The organism is Atlantibacter subterraneus (genome assembly GCF_007570865.1).
Classification (GTDB): domain Bacteria; phylum Pseudomonadota; class Gammaproteobacteria; order Enterobacterales; family Enterobacteriaceae; genus Atlantibacter; species Atlantibacter subterraneus.
This window is the reverse complement of record NZ_VLPS01000001.1, coordinates 286,391-305,530: the sequence shown is the minus strand read 5'-3', so window position 1 is coordinate 305,530 and position 19,140 is coordinate 286,391. Positions and strand designations below refer to the sequence as shown.

19 protein-coding genes are annotated in these 19,140 nt (G+C 46.7%); 7 read left to right on the top strand and 12 right to left on the bottom strand.

Translation table 11 applies throughout. The features are described from left to right. The first annotated feature begins 2 nt into the window (after positions 1 to 2). The 7 genes from hisD to hisIE are packed head-to-tail and all read left to right on the top strand — an operon-like array spanning position 3 to position 6,129. The gene (gene hisD / locus FND52_RS01435; RefSeq protein WP_144129093.1) at positions 3 to 1,307 is read left to right on the top strand and encodes a histidinol dehydrogenase; all 1,305 of its coding nucleotides are present in this window, start codon (positions 3 to 5) and stop codon (positions 1,305 to 1,307) included. Then, positions 1,304 to 2,380: a histidinol-phosphate transaminase gene (hisC, locus tag FND52_RS01430; RefSeq protein WP_144129092.1), complete on the top strand. Its 1,077-nt coding sequence runs from the start codon at positions 1,304 to 1,306 to the stop codon at positions 2,378 to 2,380. Before hisD ends, hisC begins: the two co-directional genes overlap by 4 nt. A gap of 2 nt (positions 2,381 to 2,382) precedes the next feature. Beyond that, a complete protein-coding gene (hisB, locus tag FND52_RS01425; RefSeq protein ID WP_125292383.1) occupies positions 2,383 to 3,450 on the top strand; it encodes a bifunctional histidinol-phosphatase/imidazoleglycerol-phosphate dehydratase HisB in 1,068 nt (355 codons plus the stop codon). Continuing rightward, positions 3,450 to 4,040, top strand: coding sequence for an imidazole glycerol phosphate synthase subunit HisH (gene hisH, locus FND52_RS01420; protein ID WP_144129091.1), 591 nt, complete (start codon positions 3,450 to 3,452; stop codon positions 4,038 to 4,040). The genes hisB and hisH overlap by 1 nt, the downstream gene beginning before the upstream one ends. Beyond that, the gene (hisA, locus tag FND52_RS01415; RefSeq protein WP_144129090.1) at positions 4,041 to 4,778 is read left to right on the top strand and encodes a 1-(5-phosphoribosyl)-5-[(5-phosphoribosylamino)methylideneamino]imidazole-4-carboxamide isomerase; all 738 of its coding nucleotides are present in this window, start codon (positions 4,041 to 4,043) and stop codon (positions 4,776 to 4,778) included. Then, positions 4,760 to 5,536, top strand: coding sequence for an imidazole glycerol phosphate synthase subunit HisF (gene hisF, locus FND52_RS01410; RefSeq protein ID WP_125292386.1), 777 nt, complete (start codon positions 4,760 to 4,762; stop codon positions 5,534 to 5,536). Before hisA ends, hisF begins: the two co-directional genes overlap by 19 nt. Beyond that, on the top strand, positions 5,530 to 6,129 hold the full coding sequence (gene hisIE, locus FND52_RS01405; protein ID WP_144129089.1) for a bifunctional phosphoribosyl-AMP cyclohydrolase/phosphoribosyl-ATP diphosphatase HisIE: 600 nt from the start codon (positions 5,530 to 5,532) through the stop codon (positions 6,127 to 6,129). The genes hisF and hisIE overlap by 7 nt, the downstream gene beginning before the upstream one ends. 58 nt (positions 6,130 to 6,187) lie before the next feature. On the opposite strand, the gene FND52_RS01400 is transcribed toward hisIE, so the two are convergent. From FND52_RS01400 to gmd, 12 genes are all read right to left on the bottom strand, one after another. After that, the gene (locus FND52_RS01400) at positions 6,188 to 6,979 is read right to left on the bottom strand and encodes a glycosyltransferase family 2 protein (RefSeq protein WP_144129088.1); all 792 of its coding nucleotides are present in this window, start codon (positions 6,977 to 6,979) and stop codon (positions 6,188 to 6,190) included. Positions 6,980 to 6,994: 15 nt separating this feature from the next. Then, a complete protein-coding gene (locus tag FND52_RS01395; RefSeq protein WP_144129087.1) occupies positions 6,995 to 7,351 on the bottom strand; it encodes a DMT family transporter in 357 nt (118 codons plus the stop codon). A 15-nt stretch (positions 7,352 to 7,366) separates the two neighbouring features. After that, a complete protein-coding gene (locus tag FND52_RS01390; protein WP_144129086.1) occupies positions 7,367 to 8,179 on the bottom strand; it encodes a sugar phosphate isomerase/epimerase family protein in 813 nt (270 codons plus the stop codon). Then, entirely contained in the window at positions 8,179 to 8,961 is a 783-nt protein-coding gene (locus FND52_RS01385; RefSeq protein WP_144129085.1) for an NAD-dependent epimerase/dehydratase family protein, read from the bottom strand. Before FND52_RS01385 ends, FND52_RS01390 begins: the two co-directional genes overlap by 1 nt. A 12-nt stretch (positions 8,962 to 8,973) precedes the next feature. Further along, complete coding sequence (locus FND52_RS01380) at positions 8,974 to 9,984, bottom strand: glycosyltransferase family protein (protein WP_144129084.1); 1,011 nt, start codon at positions 9,982 to 9,984, stop codon at positions 8,974 to 8,976. 21 nt (positions 9,985 to 10,005) lie between these two features. Then, a complete protein-coding gene (locus FND52_RS01375) occupies positions 10,006 to 11,121 on the bottom strand; it encodes an FAD-dependent oxidoreductase (RefSeq protein ID WP_144129083.1) in 1,116 nt (371 codons plus the stop codon). Positions 11,122 to 11,269: 148 nt separating this feature from the next. Beyond that, positions 11,270 to 12,679, bottom strand: coding sequence for an NADP-dependent phosphogluconate dehydrogenase (gene gndA, locus FND52_RS01370; RefSeq protein WP_144129082.1), 1,410 nt, complete (start codon positions 12,677 to 12,679; stop codon positions 11,270 to 11,272). 240 nt (positions 12,680 to 12,919) lie between these two features. After that, on the bottom strand, positions 12,920 to 14,878 hold the full coding sequence (locus FND52_RS01365; RefSeq protein WP_144129081.1) for a glycosyltransferase family 87 protein: 1,959 nt from the start codon (positions 14,876 to 14,878) through the stop codon (positions 12,920 to 12,922). A 75-nt stretch (positions 14,879 to 14,953) separates the two neighbouring features. Beyond that, on the bottom strand, positions 14,954 to 16,069 hold the full coding sequence (locus FND52_RS01360) for a glycosyltransferase family 4 protein (RefSeq protein WP_144129080.1): 1,116 nt from the start codon (positions 16,067 to 16,069) through the stop codon (positions 14,954 to 14,956). A 4-nt stretch (positions 16,070 to 16,073) separates the two neighbouring features. Beyond that, a complete protein-coding gene (locus FND52_RS01355; protein ID WP_144129079.1) occupies positions 16,074 to 17,210 on the bottom strand; it encodes a glycosyltransferase family 4 protein in 1,137 nt (378 codons plus the stop codon). Then, positions 17,207 to 18,103, bottom strand: a complete 897-nt coding sequence (locus FND52_RS01350; protein WP_144129078.1) for a GDP-mannose 4,6-dehydratase — start codon at positions 18,101 to 18,103, stop codon at positions 17,207 to 17,209. The genes FND52_RS01355 and FND52_RS01350 overlap by 4 nt, the downstream gene beginning before the upstream one ends. Next, entirely contained in the window at positions 18,103 to 19,137 is a 1,035-nt protein-coding gene (gmd, locus tag FND52_RS01345) for a GDP-mannose 4,6-dehydratase (RefSeq protein ID WP_144129077.1), read from the bottom strand. The genes FND52_RS01350 and gmd overlap by 1 nt, the downstream gene beginning before the upstream one ends. Positions 19,138 to 19,140 lie beyond the last annotated feature (3 nt).

The window sequence follows — 19,140 nt, the reverse complement described above, 5'->3', positions numbered from 1 at the left end:
CCATGGCCTTTTCTACCCCGATCAACTGGAACGACTGCGACGCTGCGACCCAACAGGCGCTGCTGACCCGCCCGGCGATTTCCGCCTCGGACAGCATCGCCCGCACCGTCAGCGAAATCCTCGCTAACGTCAGTGCCAACGGCGACAGCGCGCTGCGCGAGTACAGCGCCCGTTTTGATAAAGCCACCGTGGATGCGCTGGCGGTCAGCGAAGCGGAGATCGACGCCGCCGTGGCGCGTCTTGGCGATGAGATTAAGCAGGCCATGGCGGTAGCCGTCGCCAATATCGAAACCTTTCACCGCGCCCAGGTGTTGCCCGCCGTGGATATCGAAACCCAGCCTGGCGTACGCTGCCAGCAGGTGACGCGCCCTATCGCCTCGGTGGGCCTGTATATTCCTGGCGGCTCCGCGCCGCTGTTTTCAACCGTGCTGATGCTGGCGACCCCGGCGCGCATCGCGGGCTGTAAAAAAGTGGTGCTGTGCTCGCCGCCGCCGATTGCCGATGAAATCCTCTATGCAGCGCGTTTGTGCGGGGTACAGCAGGTTTATCAGGTGGGCGGCGCTCAGGCCATCGCGGCGCTGGCGTTTGGCACCGAGACCGTACCCAAAGTTGACAAAATCTTCGGGCCGGGCAATGCGTTTGTCACCGAAGCCAAACGCCAGGTCAGCCAGCGGCTGGATGGCGCGGCGATTGATATGCCTGCCGGGCCGTCTGAAGTGCTGGTGATCGCCGATAGCGGCGCGACTCCGGATTTCGTGGCCTCGGATTTGCTGTCCCAGGCGGAACACGGCCCGGATTCGCAGGTGATCCTGCTGACGCCGGATAGCGCCATGGCGCAGGCGGTGGCCGACGCGGTTGAGCGTCAACTCGCCGAACTGCCGCGCGCGGAAACAGCCCGCCAGGCGCTGGCGGAAAGCCGCCTGATTGTGGCGCGCGATTTAGCGCAGTGCGTGGCGATTTCCAACCAGTACGGCCCGGAGCACCTGATTATTCAGACCCGCAACGCCCGCGAGCTGGTTGACGACATCACCAGCGCCGGATCGGTGTTCCTGGGCGACTGGTCCCCGGAATCTGCCGGTGATTACGCCTCCGGCACCAACCACGTGTTGCCGACCTACGGTTATACCGCCACCTGCTCCAGCCTGGGGCTGGCAGATTTCCAGAAGCGCATGACGGTCCAGGAGTTAACCCCTGCCGGTTTCAGCGCGCTGGCGCAAACCATCGAAACCCTGGCTGCCGCTGAACAGCTTACCGCCCACAAAAACGCCGTTACCCTGCGCGTCGCCGCACTGAAGGAGAGAAAATGAGCATTGTCGAATTAGCCCGTGAAAACGTTCGCAATCTGACGCCCTATCAATCCGCGCGTCGCCTGGGGGGTAACGGTGATGTCTGGCTGAACGCCAACGAATACCCGACGCCAGTCGAGTTTCAACTCTCTGCGCAAACGTTAAATCGCTATCCTGAATGCCAGCCCAAATTGGTCATCGAACGTTACGCGGAGTACGCGGGCGTGAAGCCGGAGCAAGTGCTGGTCAGCCGCGGTGCCGACGAAGGCATAGAACTGCTGATCCGCGCGTTTTGCGAACCGGGCAAAGACGCGGTGCTGTACTGCCCGCCGACCTACGGCATGTACAGCGTCAGCGCCGAAACCATCGGCGTAGAGTGCCGCACCGTGCAGGCAATTGACGGCTGGCAGCTCGACCTCCCGGCGATTGCTGAAAAACTCGACGGCGTGAAGGTGGTGTTTGTCTGTAGCCCCAACAACCCTACCGGACAGTTGATTAATCCGCAGGATATTCGCGTTTTATTAGAAATGACGCGCGGAAAAGCCATCGTGGTGGCCGATGAGGCCTATATTGAATTCTGCCCCCAGGCAACGCTGGCCGCCTGGCTGGATGAATACCCGAATCTGGTGGTGCTGCGTACTCTGTCCAAAGCCTTCGCGCTGGCGGGTTTGCGCTGCGGCTTTACCCTGGCGAATGAAGAGATTATCGGCCTGCTGCTGAAAGTGATCGCTCCCTACCCGCTCTCTACGCCGGTAGCGGATATCGCGGCCCAGGCGCTGAGCCCGCAGGGCATCGTGGCGATGCGCGAGCGGGTGGCGGAAATCCTCGTCAATCGCCAGTTTTTGGTAAGCGAACTGAAAAAGGTCGCCTGCGTCGAAGCGGTATTCGACAGCGAAACCAACTATGTGCTGGCGCGTATCACCACGTCGAGCGCAGTATTTAAATCCCTGTGGGATCAGGGCATTATCTTACGCGATCAGAACAAACAACCGACATTAAGCAACTGCCTGCGCGTGACCGTCGGCACCCGTGAAGAGTGCCAGCGCGTAATCGACGCTCTGCAGGAACAACCCGGCCTCGCGGCCACGGAGTAAGTATGAGTCAGAAGATCCTCTTTATTGACCGTGATGGCACCCTGATTTCAGAACCGCCGGAAGATTTCCAGGTCGACCGTTTTAACAAGCTGGCGCTGGAGCCGGACGTGATCCCGCAGCTGCGTAAGCTCCAGGACGCGGGCTACAAGCTGGTGATGATCACTAACCAGGACGGCCTCGGCACCGCCAGCTTCCCACAGGATGATTTCGACGGCCCGCATAACCTGATGATGCAGATTTTCACTTCTCAGGGCGTGAATTTCGACGAAGTGCTGATTTGCCCGCATCTGCCGGCGGACAACTGCGACTGCCGCAAGCCGAAAACCCAACTGGTTACGGCATACCTGGCGGAAGAAGCGCTGGATCGCGCTAACAGCTATGTGATTGGCGACCGGGCTACCGACATCGAGCTGGCGGAAAACATGGGCATCACCGGTCTGCGCTATAACCGTGACGAACTGGGCTGGGCAACCATCGCCGAGCAGCTGACCCGCCGCGATCGCTATGCGCGGGTGGAGCGCAACACCAAAGAGACCCAGATTGAAGTCGAAGTGTGGCTGGATCGCGAAGGCGGCAGCAAAATCCACACTGGCGTCGGCTTCTTCGACCATATGCTGGATCAAATCGCTACCCACGGCGGTTTTCGCATGAACATCACGGTGAAAGGCGATCTGTATATTGACGATCATCACACCGTGGAAGATACCGGCCTGGCGCTGGGCGAAGCGCTGAAGCTGGCGCTGGGCGACAAGCGCGGCATCGCGCGCTTTGGTTTTGTACTGCCGATGGATGAGTGCCTGGCGCGCTGCGCGCTGGATATCTCTGGCCGTCCGCACCTCGAATATAAAGCGGATTTCACTTTCCAGCGCGTTGGCGATCTGAGCACCGAAATGGTCGAGCACTTTTTCCGTTCACTCTCTTACACCATGGGCGTGACGCTGCACCTGAAAACCAAAGGTAAAAACGATCACCACCGCGTGGAAAGCCTGTTTAAAGCCTTTGGCCGCACCCTGCGCCAGGCGATCCGCGTGGAAGGCGATACGCTTCCGTCGTCGAAAGGAGTGCTGTAATGGACGTGGTGATTCTGGATACCGGATGCGCCAACCTGTCGTCAGTGAAATGGGCGATCCAGCGCCTCGGCTACGAGCCGCAGGTTAGCCGCGACGCCGATGTGGTGCTGCGCGCCGATAAGCTTTTTCTGCCGGGCGTCGGGACCGCACAGGCCGCGATGGACCAGCTGCGCGAACGCGAATTGATCGACCTGATCAAAGCCTGCACCCAGCCGGTGCTGGGGATCTGCCTCGGGATGCAGCTGCTGGGTTCGCGCAGCGAGGAAAACCAGGGCGTGGAAACCCTGGGGATTATCGACCAGGCGGTGCCGAAGATGACCGATTTCGGCCTGCCGCTGCCGCATATGGGCTGGAACCGCGTCAATCCGAAGGCGGGTAATCGCCTGTTCAACGGCATTGAAGACGGCGCGTATTTCTATTTCGTCCACAGCTACGCCATGCCGGTGAACGCTTCTACCATCGCGCAATGCAACTACGGAGAGCCGTTTACCGCGGCGGTGCAGAAAGATAATTTCTACGGCGTGCAATTTCACCCGGAACGCTCCGGCGCGGCGGGCGCGCAGCTGCTGAAAAATTTCCTGGAGATGTAAATGATTATCCCGGCATTAGATTTAATTGACGGCACGGTGGTGCGCCTGCATCAGGGTGATTACGGCCAGCAACGCGATTACGGCAACGACCCACTGCCGCGTTTACAGGCCTATCAGGCGGAAGGCGCGCAAGTACTGCACCTGGTGGACCTGACCGGGGCGAAAGATCCGGCGAAGCGCCAGATCCCCTTGCTGAAAACCCTGCTGGCGGGCGTTAGCGTCCCGGTACAGGTTGGCGGCGGCGTACGCACCGAAAAGGATGTCGCGGCGCTGTTAGACGCCGGAGCCACGCGTGTGGTGGTGGGCTCCACCGCGGTGAAATCCCCTGAACTGGTAAAGGGCTGGTTTGAACGCTTCGGCGCAGAACACCTGGTGCTGGCGCTGGATGTGCGCATTGATGAAAACGGCGCGAAACAGGTGGCGGTCAGCGGCTGGCAGGAGAATTCCGGCGTGACGCTGGAAGAGCTGGTGGATGCGTTTCTACCGGTTGGCTTAAAGCATGTGCTGTGCACCGATATTTCTAAGGACGGCACGCTTAAAGGCTCCAACGTCGGGCTGTATCAGGAAGTGTGCGCCCGCTTTCCGTCCGTGGCGTTTCAGGCTTCTGGCGGGATTGGCGGCATTACGGATATCGAGGCATTAAAAGACAGCGGCGTAAAAGGCGTGATCGTTGGGCGTGCGCTGCTGGAAGGCAAATTCACCGTCGCGGAGGCTGTACAATGCTGGCAAAACGGATAATCCCCTGCCTGGACGTGCGTGACGGCCAGGTCGTGAAAGGCGTGCAGTTTCGCAACCATGAAATCATCGGCGACATCGTCCCGCTGGCCAAACGCTATGCCGAAGAAGGCGCGGATGAGCTGGTGTTTTACGATATCACCGCTTCCAGCGATGGCCGCGTGGTGGATAAGAGCTGGGTATCACGCGTCGCGGAGGTGATCGACATCCCCTTCTGCGTGGCGGGCGGCATCAAAACCCTCGACGATGCGGCGCAAATCCTGTCGTTCGGCGCAGATAAAATTTCCATTAACTCCCCTGCCCTGGCCGATCCGGAGCTGATTACCCGTCTGGCAGATCGTTTTGGCGTGCAGTGCATCGTGGTGGGTATTGATACCTGGTTTGACGAGCAAACCGGCAAGTATCACGTTAATCAATACACCGGCGACGAAAGCCGCACCCGCGTAACCCAGTGGGAAACTCTCGACTGGGTACAGGAAGTGCAAAAACGCGGCGCAGGTGAAATTGTGCTGAATATGATGAACCAGGACGGCGTGCGTAACGGCTATGACCTGGTACAGCTGAAAAAAGTGCGTGAAGTGTGCCGCGTGCCGATGATCGCCTCCGGCGGCGCGGGAACCATGGAACACTTTCTGGAAGCCTTCCGTGATGCCGATGTGGACGGCGCGCTGGCCGCGTCGGTATTTCACAAGCAGATTATTAATATTGGTGAACTTAAAGCGTTCCTGGCGCTACAGGGCGTGGAGATTCGGGTATGTTAACTGAGCAACTGGATTTTGAAAAAACCGGCGGTCTGCTGCCGGTAGTAGTGCAACATGCCGTGTCTGGCGAAGTACTGATGCTGGGTTATATGAACAGCGAAGCGCTGGCTCGTACTCAGGAAAGCGGGAAAGTCACCTTTTATTCGCGTACCAAACAGCGTTTGTGGACCAAGGGTGAAACCTCCGGGAATTTCCTTAACGTGGTGAGCATTACCCCGGATTGCGACAATGATACGCTGCTGGTGCTGGCAAATCCCATCGGCCCGACCTGCCACAAGGGAACATCGAGCTGCTTCGGCGATGTACATCACCAGTGGCATTTTTTATATCAGCTGGAGCAGTTGCTGGCGGAACGCAAGCACGCCGACCCGTCAAGCTCATATACGGCTAAGCTGTATGCCAGCGGCACTAAACGTATTGCGCAAAAAGTTGGGGAAGAAGGCGTGGAAACCGCGCTGGCGGCAACGGTAAATGACCGCGAGGAACTGACTAATGAAGCGTCGGATTTGATGTATCACTTGCTGGTGCTATTGCAGGATCAGGAGTTGGATTTAGGGAAGGTGATTGAGAATTTGCGGGGACGGCATAAGTAGGATTAAAGGGGCGTTTTCGCCCCTGTTTTATGCGCTATAGCACACGGGAATATGCCATTCAACGTGGGTTATAATGTCCCAGGCAGGCTTTGAATAATATTTTTAACACGGATAAGTTACCGCTAAAACTGCTAATTTTCGTTGGTACTTCACCCTCTGGATAAATACGCGAAGTGGGTAATTCTATACACTGAAAACCCAGTTTAGGCGCAATATAAGAGAGGTAAGCAAGCAGTTCGTAGGTGTTAAAAATATTTCTGAAAGGTGCGACACGTTCATCCAATAACATCTTACTGCTATAAGCACGAAAACCTTGAGTGGTATCAGTCCAACGGAATCCAGACGCCATACTAAGTACTGGTGCGTGAATATATTTAATGGCAAAATCGCGCGATTTTGGCGTGTTCACCGCGACGCCGCCTTTTACAAATCGTGATGCCTGAACAAAATCATAGCCCTTATCAAGCGCGGCGATAAATTCCGGAATGGGTGCGGGATCGTCTTTATCGTTACCGTCTATGGTAACAATATTTTTATAACCTTCTCTCAAAACAAACGCATAGCCGCAACGAAGCTGTGCACTCAGTTTTCCTGAGCCAGTTTTTAAAATCAATCCAGTCACGCCAAGCTCTAACAGGCGATCTTTTTGAAGAGAACCATCTGTACTTCCACCATCAACAATAATGATGTCAGCAATATCAGTAATTTTTAGATCGCTAATTTTAGTGAGTAAACTTGTGATTCGGCTACCCTCATTAATGACGGGAATAACAACACAATTATCATGTTTTTTGCCTGTCCAGATTAGGGGATCATAAGCCGGGACGTCCCAGATTTTATCATTGATCATAGTGAACCTATTTATTTAAGCAGCCCTGGCGGTGATTAACGCAACGCCGACGATCACAAATGCTACGCCAGCAATGGTCGTCCAGTGAAAAGTTTCATTAAAAACAAGTACGGATAAAACAGCCACCGCCGCGACAGCACCTGTAGTCAATACTGGATGAGCAATATTCAAAGGTAATACGGCCAAAGCAGCTGCATACAAAATAAACGCACCGCCATAAAGTGCCAACCCCAGCCAAAAAGGCCAGTTAGACAGGGAGGCAAGAGGATCAGTGAGCGAGGGAAATTTTCTTGGCGGCATCATGGCCATTTTAATCAATACGCTGGCAGAAGCATTACAAGCAATGCCCAGAATGAGAATTAACCATTTCAAGATATCTATACCTACTTAACGATAGAGGGAGGTAACGTAGTCAAGCGCGCGGCGTATTGAAACCGTATGGGATTCATCTTTAGTCGCGAGCATTTCAATGGTCGCCAACTGCGATGGGAACGTAGATTTCAGGATCTCTGCAAGCTTTTCATGATTGCCACAACGATCGCCAGGTGGAAGAAGTTGCGGCTCGCTAATATGAATGTGTCCGATGAAGGGCTTCGATTCCTGCATGACAAGATTATAATCTTCGTTATTAATCATCATAGCGCCCGTATCAAGCTGCATTTTTATAGACGGATGAGCAATCTGTTTCACCACTTCACATGTTTCATGACTCGTCGTCATGAAGTTAGCACCATAGACCTCAGGATTAGGTTCAAGACAAATGATAACACCATTATCGGAAGCAATATCACCTAATCGCCGGAAAAAACCGGTAGAGATAGATGCGATTTCGTCTGATGACAGGCCTGAGCAATCGCGATTCTTAGGCGAACCAAATACAAGCCTGGTAGCGCCAAGTTCAGCACCGATAAAACAGATTGCAGAGAGATGTTCAAGAAGCTGCTTTTGAACAGTCTCAGTTCCAAAAACATTTAATCCGGACGTACCAAATAATAGCGCCTGCATACCAACAAGCTCAATTCCACGCTCCGCCCACCAAGCTTTAACGGCTCTAATTTCAGAGGATTTAGCCTTTTTGACATTTGAGAAATATTTCCCCGGCGCGATATCAATAGCATCGATAGCAAACTCTTGTAAAAGAGTTGCCACTATATTGTCTTCTTCTACGTCCCAGGCCAGGTTGGAGATTGAAACTCTCATTAATTACCATCCTGATGATTGTTTATTTCTGACTGAGCATAATGTCGTACGGCCTGAATAGTTTCACTCACGGAGTACTGATAGTTGTCATTACCGCCAAACAAAGCGGCATAAATACTCCGCATATCGTAGGCAATAACAGGCGAAGATAGCTCATTAGAGAAATCAATTCCAAAACCTTGTTCTGCAATATGCGCGACAGAAACCGGTGCTGACGTCAAATGAATGAGTTGAATATTATTTTCAATTGCCTTAACGATATCAAACCACAGATTCACCATGGGATAGAACTGGAAAACGTTGCGGCTTTCAATCTTATCGATATTATTTTCATGAAGAAAATCATAAATGATATTCTTGCGCAGTCCAGGACCAACGAGGCCGGGTAAACGGACAATTAAATGACGAGGGAATTTTTGCGCAACAAATTTTTCAAGATGATAACGATTGAGGCCATAGGCATGCAAATCATCTTCATCTATGACTGTGTTTTCATCTACAGCATCGGGTTTTTTAAAAACGTCAACGGTGCTGATGAGAATAAAATGGTCACATTCGACATTGTCAAGGCAATCAATCAACGAATTTATTTTATTGCGATCGCCCTGGGGGTCGGCATTAGCAAGCCATTTTTGTGCCGGCGCTCCGGCACAAACAATAACATCGAATTTTTTACCTTTTATATCTTCTATATTTGTCGAACGATAAAATGCATCAAATTGCGTTTGCTTCATTAACGTCGTACCGACAAATCCTGTAAATCCGATCAAGGCTTTTTTCATACTTTTATCCCCTTAACGATCGCGCCCGGTCTGCACAAGATTAGGCTCTTCAGCGGTTGATTTACTCAGCACGTTTACACGATCTTTATTAACCATAACAGCACTTTTCTTCTCAAAGACAACGGAATAAGCGGCCTGTTCACTCCTGTCATCTAACAATCTACTTAAATATTCACCAAAAAAGGCCAACATGATAAATTGCATCATAAACAAGATAGACATAAATAGAATGGTCGTCGTCCAGCCCTGCACTACATGCCCATCGATCATATTTACCACGATGCTGTAGATCGCAAACAACAAGGCGCTAAAACTGCCAAGAGTGCCAATGATTGACATCCACCGTAACGGACGTGAGGAGTTGAAAACCATCAACCTAACTAAATTGCGAAAACCATAGACAATGGAATTTTTAACCTGATTTTCGCAAAGCGGTTCATAGACCAACTCAGCGATCGGATAACCTGTTTTCTGAATTCTCATATAGAATTGATGGTGAAAACGCCCAGTATCCGTTACCGCATTCACTGCTCTACGGCTAAGGCAACGTAAGCCAGTAGAGTTTTTGGGGATATGATAATCAATGGCGGTCAGTATTCGGGTCGCGGTTTCTCGTAAAAATTTATATACGGGAGGTATACTTTGGTTCGATACCCCGACGACTACATCAAAACCAGACTTACATTTGTCAACTGCAGTATGAATAACTTCGACAGGATCCGTTAAGTGATCGAATAGGACCACAAAATCGCCAATTGCATTTTCTAATCCGGCAGCCCAAACGATGTCATCATGGACGCAACCTGATAGTTGCAATAATCGTACGCAAGGTATTGCTTTTAAAGTTTGATCAATACTTGACACTCTGGGTACATCACGATATGGGCCTTTTGATACAATCAAAATCTCATAATCAGTATAATTAGCATCAAGCAATTCGTGAATTTGATTTAACTTGCTTGTTAACTCATTTGAAGTTAGCTGTGTATTTAAAACAACAGAAACGAAAGATTCGCTTTTCACTGGAAGTCTCTTATATTGCTTTTAAATAAGATTTACATTTTTGATTGCTTCAACGGCATCGTAAACGTTATCGATCTTGCCACCCATAATGCAATGAAAACCCTTAATACCATGATTTGGACGAAAAAGTATCGGGCGTGAATCATCAGTTTCACTGCGTGGAAGCAGTGTTTTCACTTCCCAGAGTGAACGTTCATAACGGCACTCATTAAGGACCGGCATATATCGTGCCGCATCTTTTAACATGTACTGCCAGGCGCTAACCTTTATATCTTCGTCAAATTTTGAATAGGAATTGTGATATTTCTCTAAAGGTTTATCGTGCCATTCATAATGGGGTGTATAACGAACATGACTGAAGGAGTGTAGTCCAACAGAAGGAAATGGCATAACAGAAAAAAACGGCCCGCACATAATAGTGAAACCCGTAGATTTGAGTTCATCTGGTACATCTACCAAACACATTTCTGTCATTTCATGCTTGAGAGGAATTAATTCTATTTCAGACTGGTCGAGCAGATAATTTAAATTCGCATAAGTGCAGTTAAATACGTGGTCGGCATAATAACTTTCTGTAATGCCGCTATCTAAGTTGCTTATATGCGTAATAATTCCTACACCAGTACTTTCAACTTTATCAACTGAATAACCACAATGGTATCGAACTCCCGCAGCATCCAGCCTCTGCAACATAATGTCTCTTAACTTAAAAGAATCAAAAGCAAATTCTTTAACAGTAAAGCAGGCGTTGATTAACTGCGGATTAACCAACTTCTCAATTCTTGCCGGGGCATAATCACAGTCAGCACCGATACGCTCGCAAAACAACCGAAATTGCGACGCCGTAACTTTGCCCAAAAGCTCACTAATAAGATAATATTTATCAAAATCAGCGCTTACACAATCTCTAAATTCCTCGACAAAACGAGGAAATGACATTCTCGAACGCAAGGCAGTTAAAATACTTCTTGGATAATGATAACCATTATGAACGCGCGCTTGATTATTATATGAAGCACGGGACATAAAGTTCTGCTCTTTTTCATAAAGGCTAACGTTATGCCCTAGTAGAGATAGCTGTTCAGCTAAATACATGCCGAAAAAGCCACCGCCAGCGATTATAATTTTTTTATTCATACCTGAAATAACACCCAATGAATTAAGAGTCTATGTTATCTCCATTTAGTTTATAAATAAAATAAATTTTTAGGAAAATTCTAACTCATCTAAAAAAGACCATCATTGCGATGGTCTTTGAATATAGAATCATGTCAAGCTAAATTACCTATTCAAGCCACTCGGTATGGAATACACCTTCTTTATCGGTGCGCTTGTAAGTATGCGCACCGAAGTAATCACGCTGGGCCTGGATCAGGTTCGCAGGCAATACCGCTGCGCGGTAGCTGTCGTAATAAGCAACTGCCGCAGAGAATGTTGGCGTTGGGATGCCATTTTGAACAGCATAAGCGACAACATCTCGAAGAGCTTGCTGATAATCATCTGCTGCTTTTTTGAAGTACGGTGCTAACAAAAGGTTCGCAATAGAGGGGTTTTCTGTATACGCATCAGTGATTTTTTGCAAAAACTGAGCACGAATAATGCAACCGGCTCTGAAAATTTTTGCAATTTCACCGTAGTTAAGCTCCCAGCTATTTTCTTCCGATGCGGCACGCAACTGGGAAAAGCCCTGCGCGTAAGAAACAATTTTACCAAGGTAGAGTGCGCGACGAACTTTCTCAACAAACTCAGCTTTATCCCCAGCAAATGGTTTGATCTGAGGACCGCTAAGTACCTTAGATGCAGCCACACGCTGCTCTTTAAGGGAAGAGATATACCGCGCAAACACAGATTCAGTGATCAGTGACAGGGGTTCGCCCAGGTCCAGGGAACTCTGACTGGTCCATTTGCCCGTACCTTTGTTAGCTGCTTCATCCAGTATGACATCGACCAGATAGATTCCATCTTCATCTTGCTTAGTGAAAATATCCTTTGTGATATCGATTAAGTAACTGTTCAGTTCACCTTTATTCCATTCGGTGAAGGTATCTGCCAATTCTTGATTTGACAGATTCAGACCGTGTTTTAGAAGGGAGTAAGCTTCTGCAATAAGTTGCATGTCGCCATACTCGATACCGTTATGCACCATCTTGACATAATGACCAGCACCATCAGCGCCAATGTAGGTCACACATGGCTCACCATCTTCAGCAACCGCTGCGATTTGCTTCAGGATTGGCGCAACCAGTTCATACGCTTCCTTCTGACCGCCAGGCATAATCGAAGGACCTTTCAATGCCCCTTCTTCACCCCCCGAAACCCCCGTGCCTATAAAATTGAACCCTTCAGCGGAAAGCTCACGGTTACGACGAATGGTGTCATGGAAAAAGGTGTTGCCGCCATCAATGATGATATCGCCTTTATCCAGATAAGGTTTGAGGGATTCAATCGCTTTATCAGTACCTTCGCCAGCTTTAACCATCAACAGGATACGGCGAGGCGTTTCCAGTGACTCAACAAATTCTTTAACGGTGTAATAAGGAACCAATTTTTTACCGGGATTTTCTGCAACGACTTCTTCAGTCTTTTCGCGCGAGCGGTTGAGGATGGACACGGTATAACCGCGGCTTTCGATGTTAAGCGCCAGGTTGCGCCCCATTACGGCCATACCAACAACGCCGATTTGTTGCTTGGACATTTTTTACTCCTGGTTAACGAAGGGAATACTCACTACATAGGGTTTCTATATATAAATTATATCGAAACAATAGTAAATAAAATATTTACATTATATTATCATGATTTTCTGATAAAGATTATCCGCCCAAAAGAGACAAACAACTTTCATTAATTCAGTTGAATGAATGGAGTAAATACTGTATTGGTTTTCAAATAAAACGGCAATATAACACTAACTGTCACTATATTGCCGAAGATATTATTGCGTGACGGTGCTAACATTTACATCTTTGATAAAAATCCCTAATGGACGCTGATCGTTCGCAATACCTAAATTAAAAGGAGAATTTACCACAGGAATATCTATCATTAATGTATCTGCGCAAGTTTGAGTAATATCGAAAATAATCTCTTTTTCACTCAACTCATTAGTCAATTCAAATGGAATAGACTCGCCGCCAACGGTAGCTATAAATGATTTACCCAACATTGACTGGAAAGCAGCAGCATTCAATTTCACTTTAACCTTACCTTCAGGCAGACAATTAGTAAATCTCCAGATAACCTTGTTGTTATCGCTCCATCGTCCCAAAGATTCTAAACCACCCAGTCCCTGAACATTCAAAAATCCTTTTTGAATATCTTTGTCAACGATATGAGATGCAATCTGATTATCGTCTGCATTAGATAGTGGTTTTTTTTGGAATTCACACATGGTGAACACGCCAATATAGGTACCAAAATTTTCGCACTGCAACCAAGTCTTATCGCTAAATGGATTAATTTTTCTTATCCAGTCAACATCTTTATTCATATAAGTATTAAAAACAACCCGCAGTGGCAGGTCTGGATGCTTTGCAATCTTTTCTTTAATAAGCTTATCAACTTCAGAAGAAACAGATAAACCATAAAAAATACTGTCGGGATGTAAATAAGGTAATAAAAACGACATCACTTTACCTGGATGCACATACTGCGCAGGGGTGCTGAACGCTTCAGGAATAGTAACGCCGAAAGGACCTGTATGATTTTCTGGTAACTGGATATGCCCCCACTCAGGAACTTTAATGGTCGAAATAGAATAGCCAGCGCAAGCAAGAATGATAATTTTGTAAAAATCGCCTCTGCTGGCGAAAAGTAAACAGATGGCAACCCATATGAATAAGCCCAGTAATAACTCTGTAGGGATTAGATAACGCTGATAGGCAAACATAACAGCCCATAAAGTCGTACTTACCACAACAAAAGCGATAAAAGCCAAGATATAAGAGTTAATGTTCTTAAATTTACGCGTGACCACTAAACATACTAAAAGGACACCTGAAATCAAATATCTAGTATCTGTGAAAAAAGTTTCCGAAGTTACTTTTGTCCCAACAGCAGACTGATAAAAAAATGAGAAAAATGCTTGAATATCTTTGAAACGCCACGGCCACTCTGTGCTTTTCCAGTTATCAGTTGAAAAGTATGGTGACTTAAATATATCATTGTAAACTGGAAAAAAAGGATTACTCCATTCGCGCCAAATATGATAATACCAGCTTGCAGTTAAACCAAATCCAATCATTCCACCTAAAGCAAAAAAGCCGAAAGCCTTAATAAAGGTCCATTGTCTACCATGTATTATAATTATCAACAGACTTATGATTGAAGCCACAATGAATAGTGCGTTTGTTAACTTTAGTCCAAATGCTAAGCCAAGCAGAATACCAGAGAAAAACCAATTTTTACCGGGTTTATTGTTATGTTTTAAAATCAAATAAAGAGCAAATAAAATCAACACCGCACTACTAGAAGAAAAAAATGAAGTGCCAAGCTCACTAATCCATTGAGGAGACAACAAACATAATAAAAGTGCGACATAGCGACTATAATTATTTAATTCAATTTTAAGATAAACAGCTAACTGCCTTGAAATAAGAATAAGCGCAAATATACTAATGAATTGCAGACAATATAAAAATAATGCATTTAATGGAAATGAAAGATATGTGTATGCTAAGTAAGAGATAACGTTAAAACCAGGATGCATAAAACTTTGTATCAGAGCAGGAGCAATATCGCCAGTCCTGCCATGCAAATATGCATAACCTGTAAAATAATGATAATTTAGCAAATCAAAATTAACGTCCTGCCCTCTTGAAACCACAAAAAAAGCAAAACCAATAAAAGCAAGCACAACAAACACGAAATCATATGATAATTTAATACGTTTCATATGTAATCCATTAATATAACTTCAAAAAATAATATAAATTTACTGACACATTTAATTTCTTGAATTAAATTAGTGCTATTCCTTTATAAGTTCATTATATATTTCCTTATAGCTTTCAGTCATACATGTTGATGTAAATACATCGTAAAAACGTTTTTCAGCATTCTTTCCGTAATCTCTTGCGAGAGCAGGATTTTCCCAAAGAAGTGTCATCGCATTTGATAGCGCAGAAACATTAGCTGGCTTGACAACAATACCGGTCTCATTATGGATATTAATAAAACTTGTTCCTGTGCCAATTTCGCATGAGATCAGTGGTTTACCATACATTGCACCTTCAAGAAGCGTAATTCCGAATGCTTCTGAACGTAGATGTGATGGAAAAACGACGCTATAGCACAACTCAAGTAAAGCAGCTTTATCTGCATCCGGTAAAGCACCAACAAAATGAACGTTTTCTAATTCATTAATCTTTGCCAGGTGTTTAAGTTCATTTTCTATCGGACCGCTACCAATGATAACCAGTGGATAATCAAGTCCCTTTAAGGACTGAATGAGAAACTGTAACCCTTTATAGTAACGGAATGCGCCAATAAATAGAAAAAAGCGATCGCCTATCCGATTCCGCCAATATTCCAAATGCTCTTTATCTGCCACCGGATAAGACGACTTATCTAAGCCGTAAGGTATTACTTTGACCTTTTGACTGTATTTTTGCAAAACTGGACTGGACTGAACATAATTTGGCGAGGCTGCAACAATACAATTAACCGCGTTGAGAAAGCGATGCATGAGCGGAGCGTAAATGCGTAGAGCAAGTTTCTGCTTAACAATATCCGAATGATAGGAAACTATGCAGGGCTTTTTTATACCTACCATAAAATGAAGTAAATCCATAAAAGGGTAAGGAAAATGATAATGAATAATATCTGCCTGCTTTGCCAGTTGCTTAAAACGTTTGATTGCGCTTAGCGAAAAGGGAGTTGAAGCCATTTCAAAACTCGTCGCAGCATAATTAGCGCAATGGTTTCCTATCTTTTCATTATCAATATTGCCACGCTTGCTTAAAGAAAGCGTGGTAGACGCAACACCATATTTTGAACCGGCCTCACTAAGCTGAAAAATAACCTGCTCAATGCCACCAAAAGAATCGGGATAATAGGTTTTATATAAATGAAGAACTTTCAGCATGAAATTAATATACCTGCTTATAGGCAATAATTGTCTCTTGTGCACAACGCTGCCAGGAGAACGTTGAGGCGCGCTGTAGTCCTTTTGCACGAGCTTGTTCACGCCATACTTCGTCTTCGATACTTTTAAGCATCAGTTGACTTAAAGTATCAACATCCATGGCTTCACATGTTAATGCACATTCACCTACTACCTCCGGCAAAGAAGAACTTGTTGAACATACGACAGGAACACCGGAGGCCATTGCCTCGAGTACCGGCAAGCCAAAACCTTCATATAGTGAAGGGAAAAGAAAACTTTTAGCACCAGCAAAAAGCGAGGGTAGATCGGAAGAAGGAGTATAGCCAAGATAACGCAACCACCCTTCTCTTTCACCACGCTCAAACCGATGGTGCAATTCTTCACTGCCCCATCCTTTAAAACCGCTGATTACAAGGGGAATGCGCTGCCTAATTTCCAGGGGCAGCATTTGATAGGCGTCGAGAAGCGTTGTTAAATTCTTCCGAGGTTCAATAGATCCGGTAAATAAACAGTATTGAGAGGCACTTAGCTCGTATTTATGAAGCACAGGTGCGATGTCTCTCGCCCCGGCAGGATAAAACTCACCACTACTTGCAAGACTCGCGGTATAGACTTTATTTTCCGGAAGATTAAAGTATTCAATCAGTTCGCGACGAGTAAATTCGGAGTCGGTGATAAAAATTTGTGCTCGTTTAAGCGTTTGCATTAACTCTTTTTGCATAAACTTAACGCGTTCTACAGGATGGCATTGTGGCCAGGTAAACACCGAAAGATCATGAAAGGTAACGACACATCGCTCAACATGAGGCGGTAAATAAAAATTTGGGCCATGATAGATTGCATCTTGATGATGGCGAAGAACCTGTGTCTTTAGCCAGGGAGCAGTCAGGCGATAAATTTCAGCAGCAAACTGGTTCTTTCGTAATCGCTGAGTCAACCCAAGAGATGCAGTTTTGTTTTCTACAACCTCAGGTAGTTGGTTGGATAATGTGCGCCCTTTAAGAAACAAAAGCTCAGAGATTTCTGAGCTTTTTGATAAACATTTTGCTAACTCATAAGCATACCGTCCAATACCCGTTAAAGGATATTTTATAGAGTCGGTACCAAATATGACTTTCATTCGTTTTCCAGCATCCAGCGCAACGTTTCTTCTAATGCAGGAACTTCCCAATCGGGAATTATCGCACGTAACTTCTCTGGATTACCGCAAAGCGTTTTTACTTCATTTGCGCGCACAAAAGCAGGATTAACTTTAATTTCAAGATGGTGGCCTGTGATTTTTTCACACAGTTCTACCACTTTTCTTAACGAATAGGTTCTACCAGAGCATATATTTACGATTTCACCACGCGGTTGCGCTTTAACCAGCTCTACATATGCCTTACTTAATGCTCGCACATCTGTAAAATCACGCCAGACGTCAATATTCCCCAGTTCAATCGTGGGTGATTTTTCTTTAAAGTGCTTAACGATTTTTGGCAATAAGAAATTATCTGCCTGACCCACGCCGGTATAATTGAATGGTCGGGTAATTAATATGGGCAATTTATCCAGCCAGATCTTTGCCATATATTCCATCGCCAGCTTACTGACTGCATAATCATTTGCTGGGTTGGCAGGCGCGGTTTCAGCTAGCTGGCCTTCAGTACTATTGCCATAAATATTAGCGCTGCTAGCCAGTAAGACTGCGTCCATGGGATGATTGCTATCATAGAGCGCCTGCAATAGATTGCGTGTTCCGACGATATTCACGTCGTAAAACGCTTTCGCGTCACCATGACCCACAAACGCAATGGCGGCTAAATGGATAGCGACATCGGGCTTTATAGTTTTGACTACATCCGATAGCTGAACGGTATCAAGCAAATCAACATGAAAATAGTCTGCTTCATCTGAAGGTGCTGAGCCCAGGCCGTAAACACGATATCCGGCAGCGGAAAGTTCCGCTGCCACATAGCGACCGGTAAACCCATTAATGCCTGTTATCAAGGCTCGTTTGCCGGTGCCTGTCATTAGAAAGAAAATCCTTGCTGATTACGACGCAGATCTTCTTCTACCATCATCTGGCATAATTGCTCCAGTGTGGTTTTAGGTTCCCAACCCAGAATCTCTTTTGCACGAGCTGGATTGCCGATAAGTAAATCAACCTCTGCCGGGCGGAAAAACTTCGGATTTACCCGCACCAGGGTTTTACCGGTATCAACATCAATACCTACTTCCTGCTCGTCTTTACCTTCGAAACGCAGAGTGTAGCCCGCAGCTTTGAAAGCCATTGATACGAAATCGCGTACGGTTTCAGTACGGTTAGTAGCCAGGACAAATGTATCCGGCTGATCGGCCTGAAGCATGCGCCACATACCTTCAACGTACTCTTTAGCAAAGCCCCAGTCACGCTTAGCGTCCATGTTCCCTAACTCAAGCACTTCAGCCTTGCCAAGTTTGATTTTAGCAACAGTATCAGTGATTTTACGGGTCACAAATTCCTGCCCACGCAGCGGAGATTCATGGTTGAAAAGGATACCGCTGGAGGCAAAAATACCATAGCTTTCACGATAGTTAACCGTCATCCAGTGAGCATAGAGTTTCGCTACGCCATACGGGCTACGCGGGTAAAACGGAGTGTCTTCTTTCTGCGGTACAGCCTGAACCAAACCGAACATTTCTGAAGTGGAGGCCTGATAAAAGCGAATTTTCGGGTTAACAATGCGAATCGCTTCTAACAGATTTACTGGGCCGATACCTGTAATTTCCGCAGTAGTGACAGGTTGCTCAAAAGAAACACCAACAAAACTCTGAGCTGCCAGGTTATAGACTTCGGTCGCACCCGTGTTTTGCAGCAAACGAATGCTTGCTGACAGGTCAGTCAAATCATATTCAACCAGATGAAGATTAGGGTTATTTTTAATGCCCAATTCTTCAATACGCCAAAAATTAACTGAACTCGTCCGGCGGTATGTTCCATACACCGTGTAACCTTTGTTCAACAGAAGTTCAGCTAAGTAGGCGCCATCTTGGCCTGTAATGCCCGTTACGACTGCAGTTTTCATTTC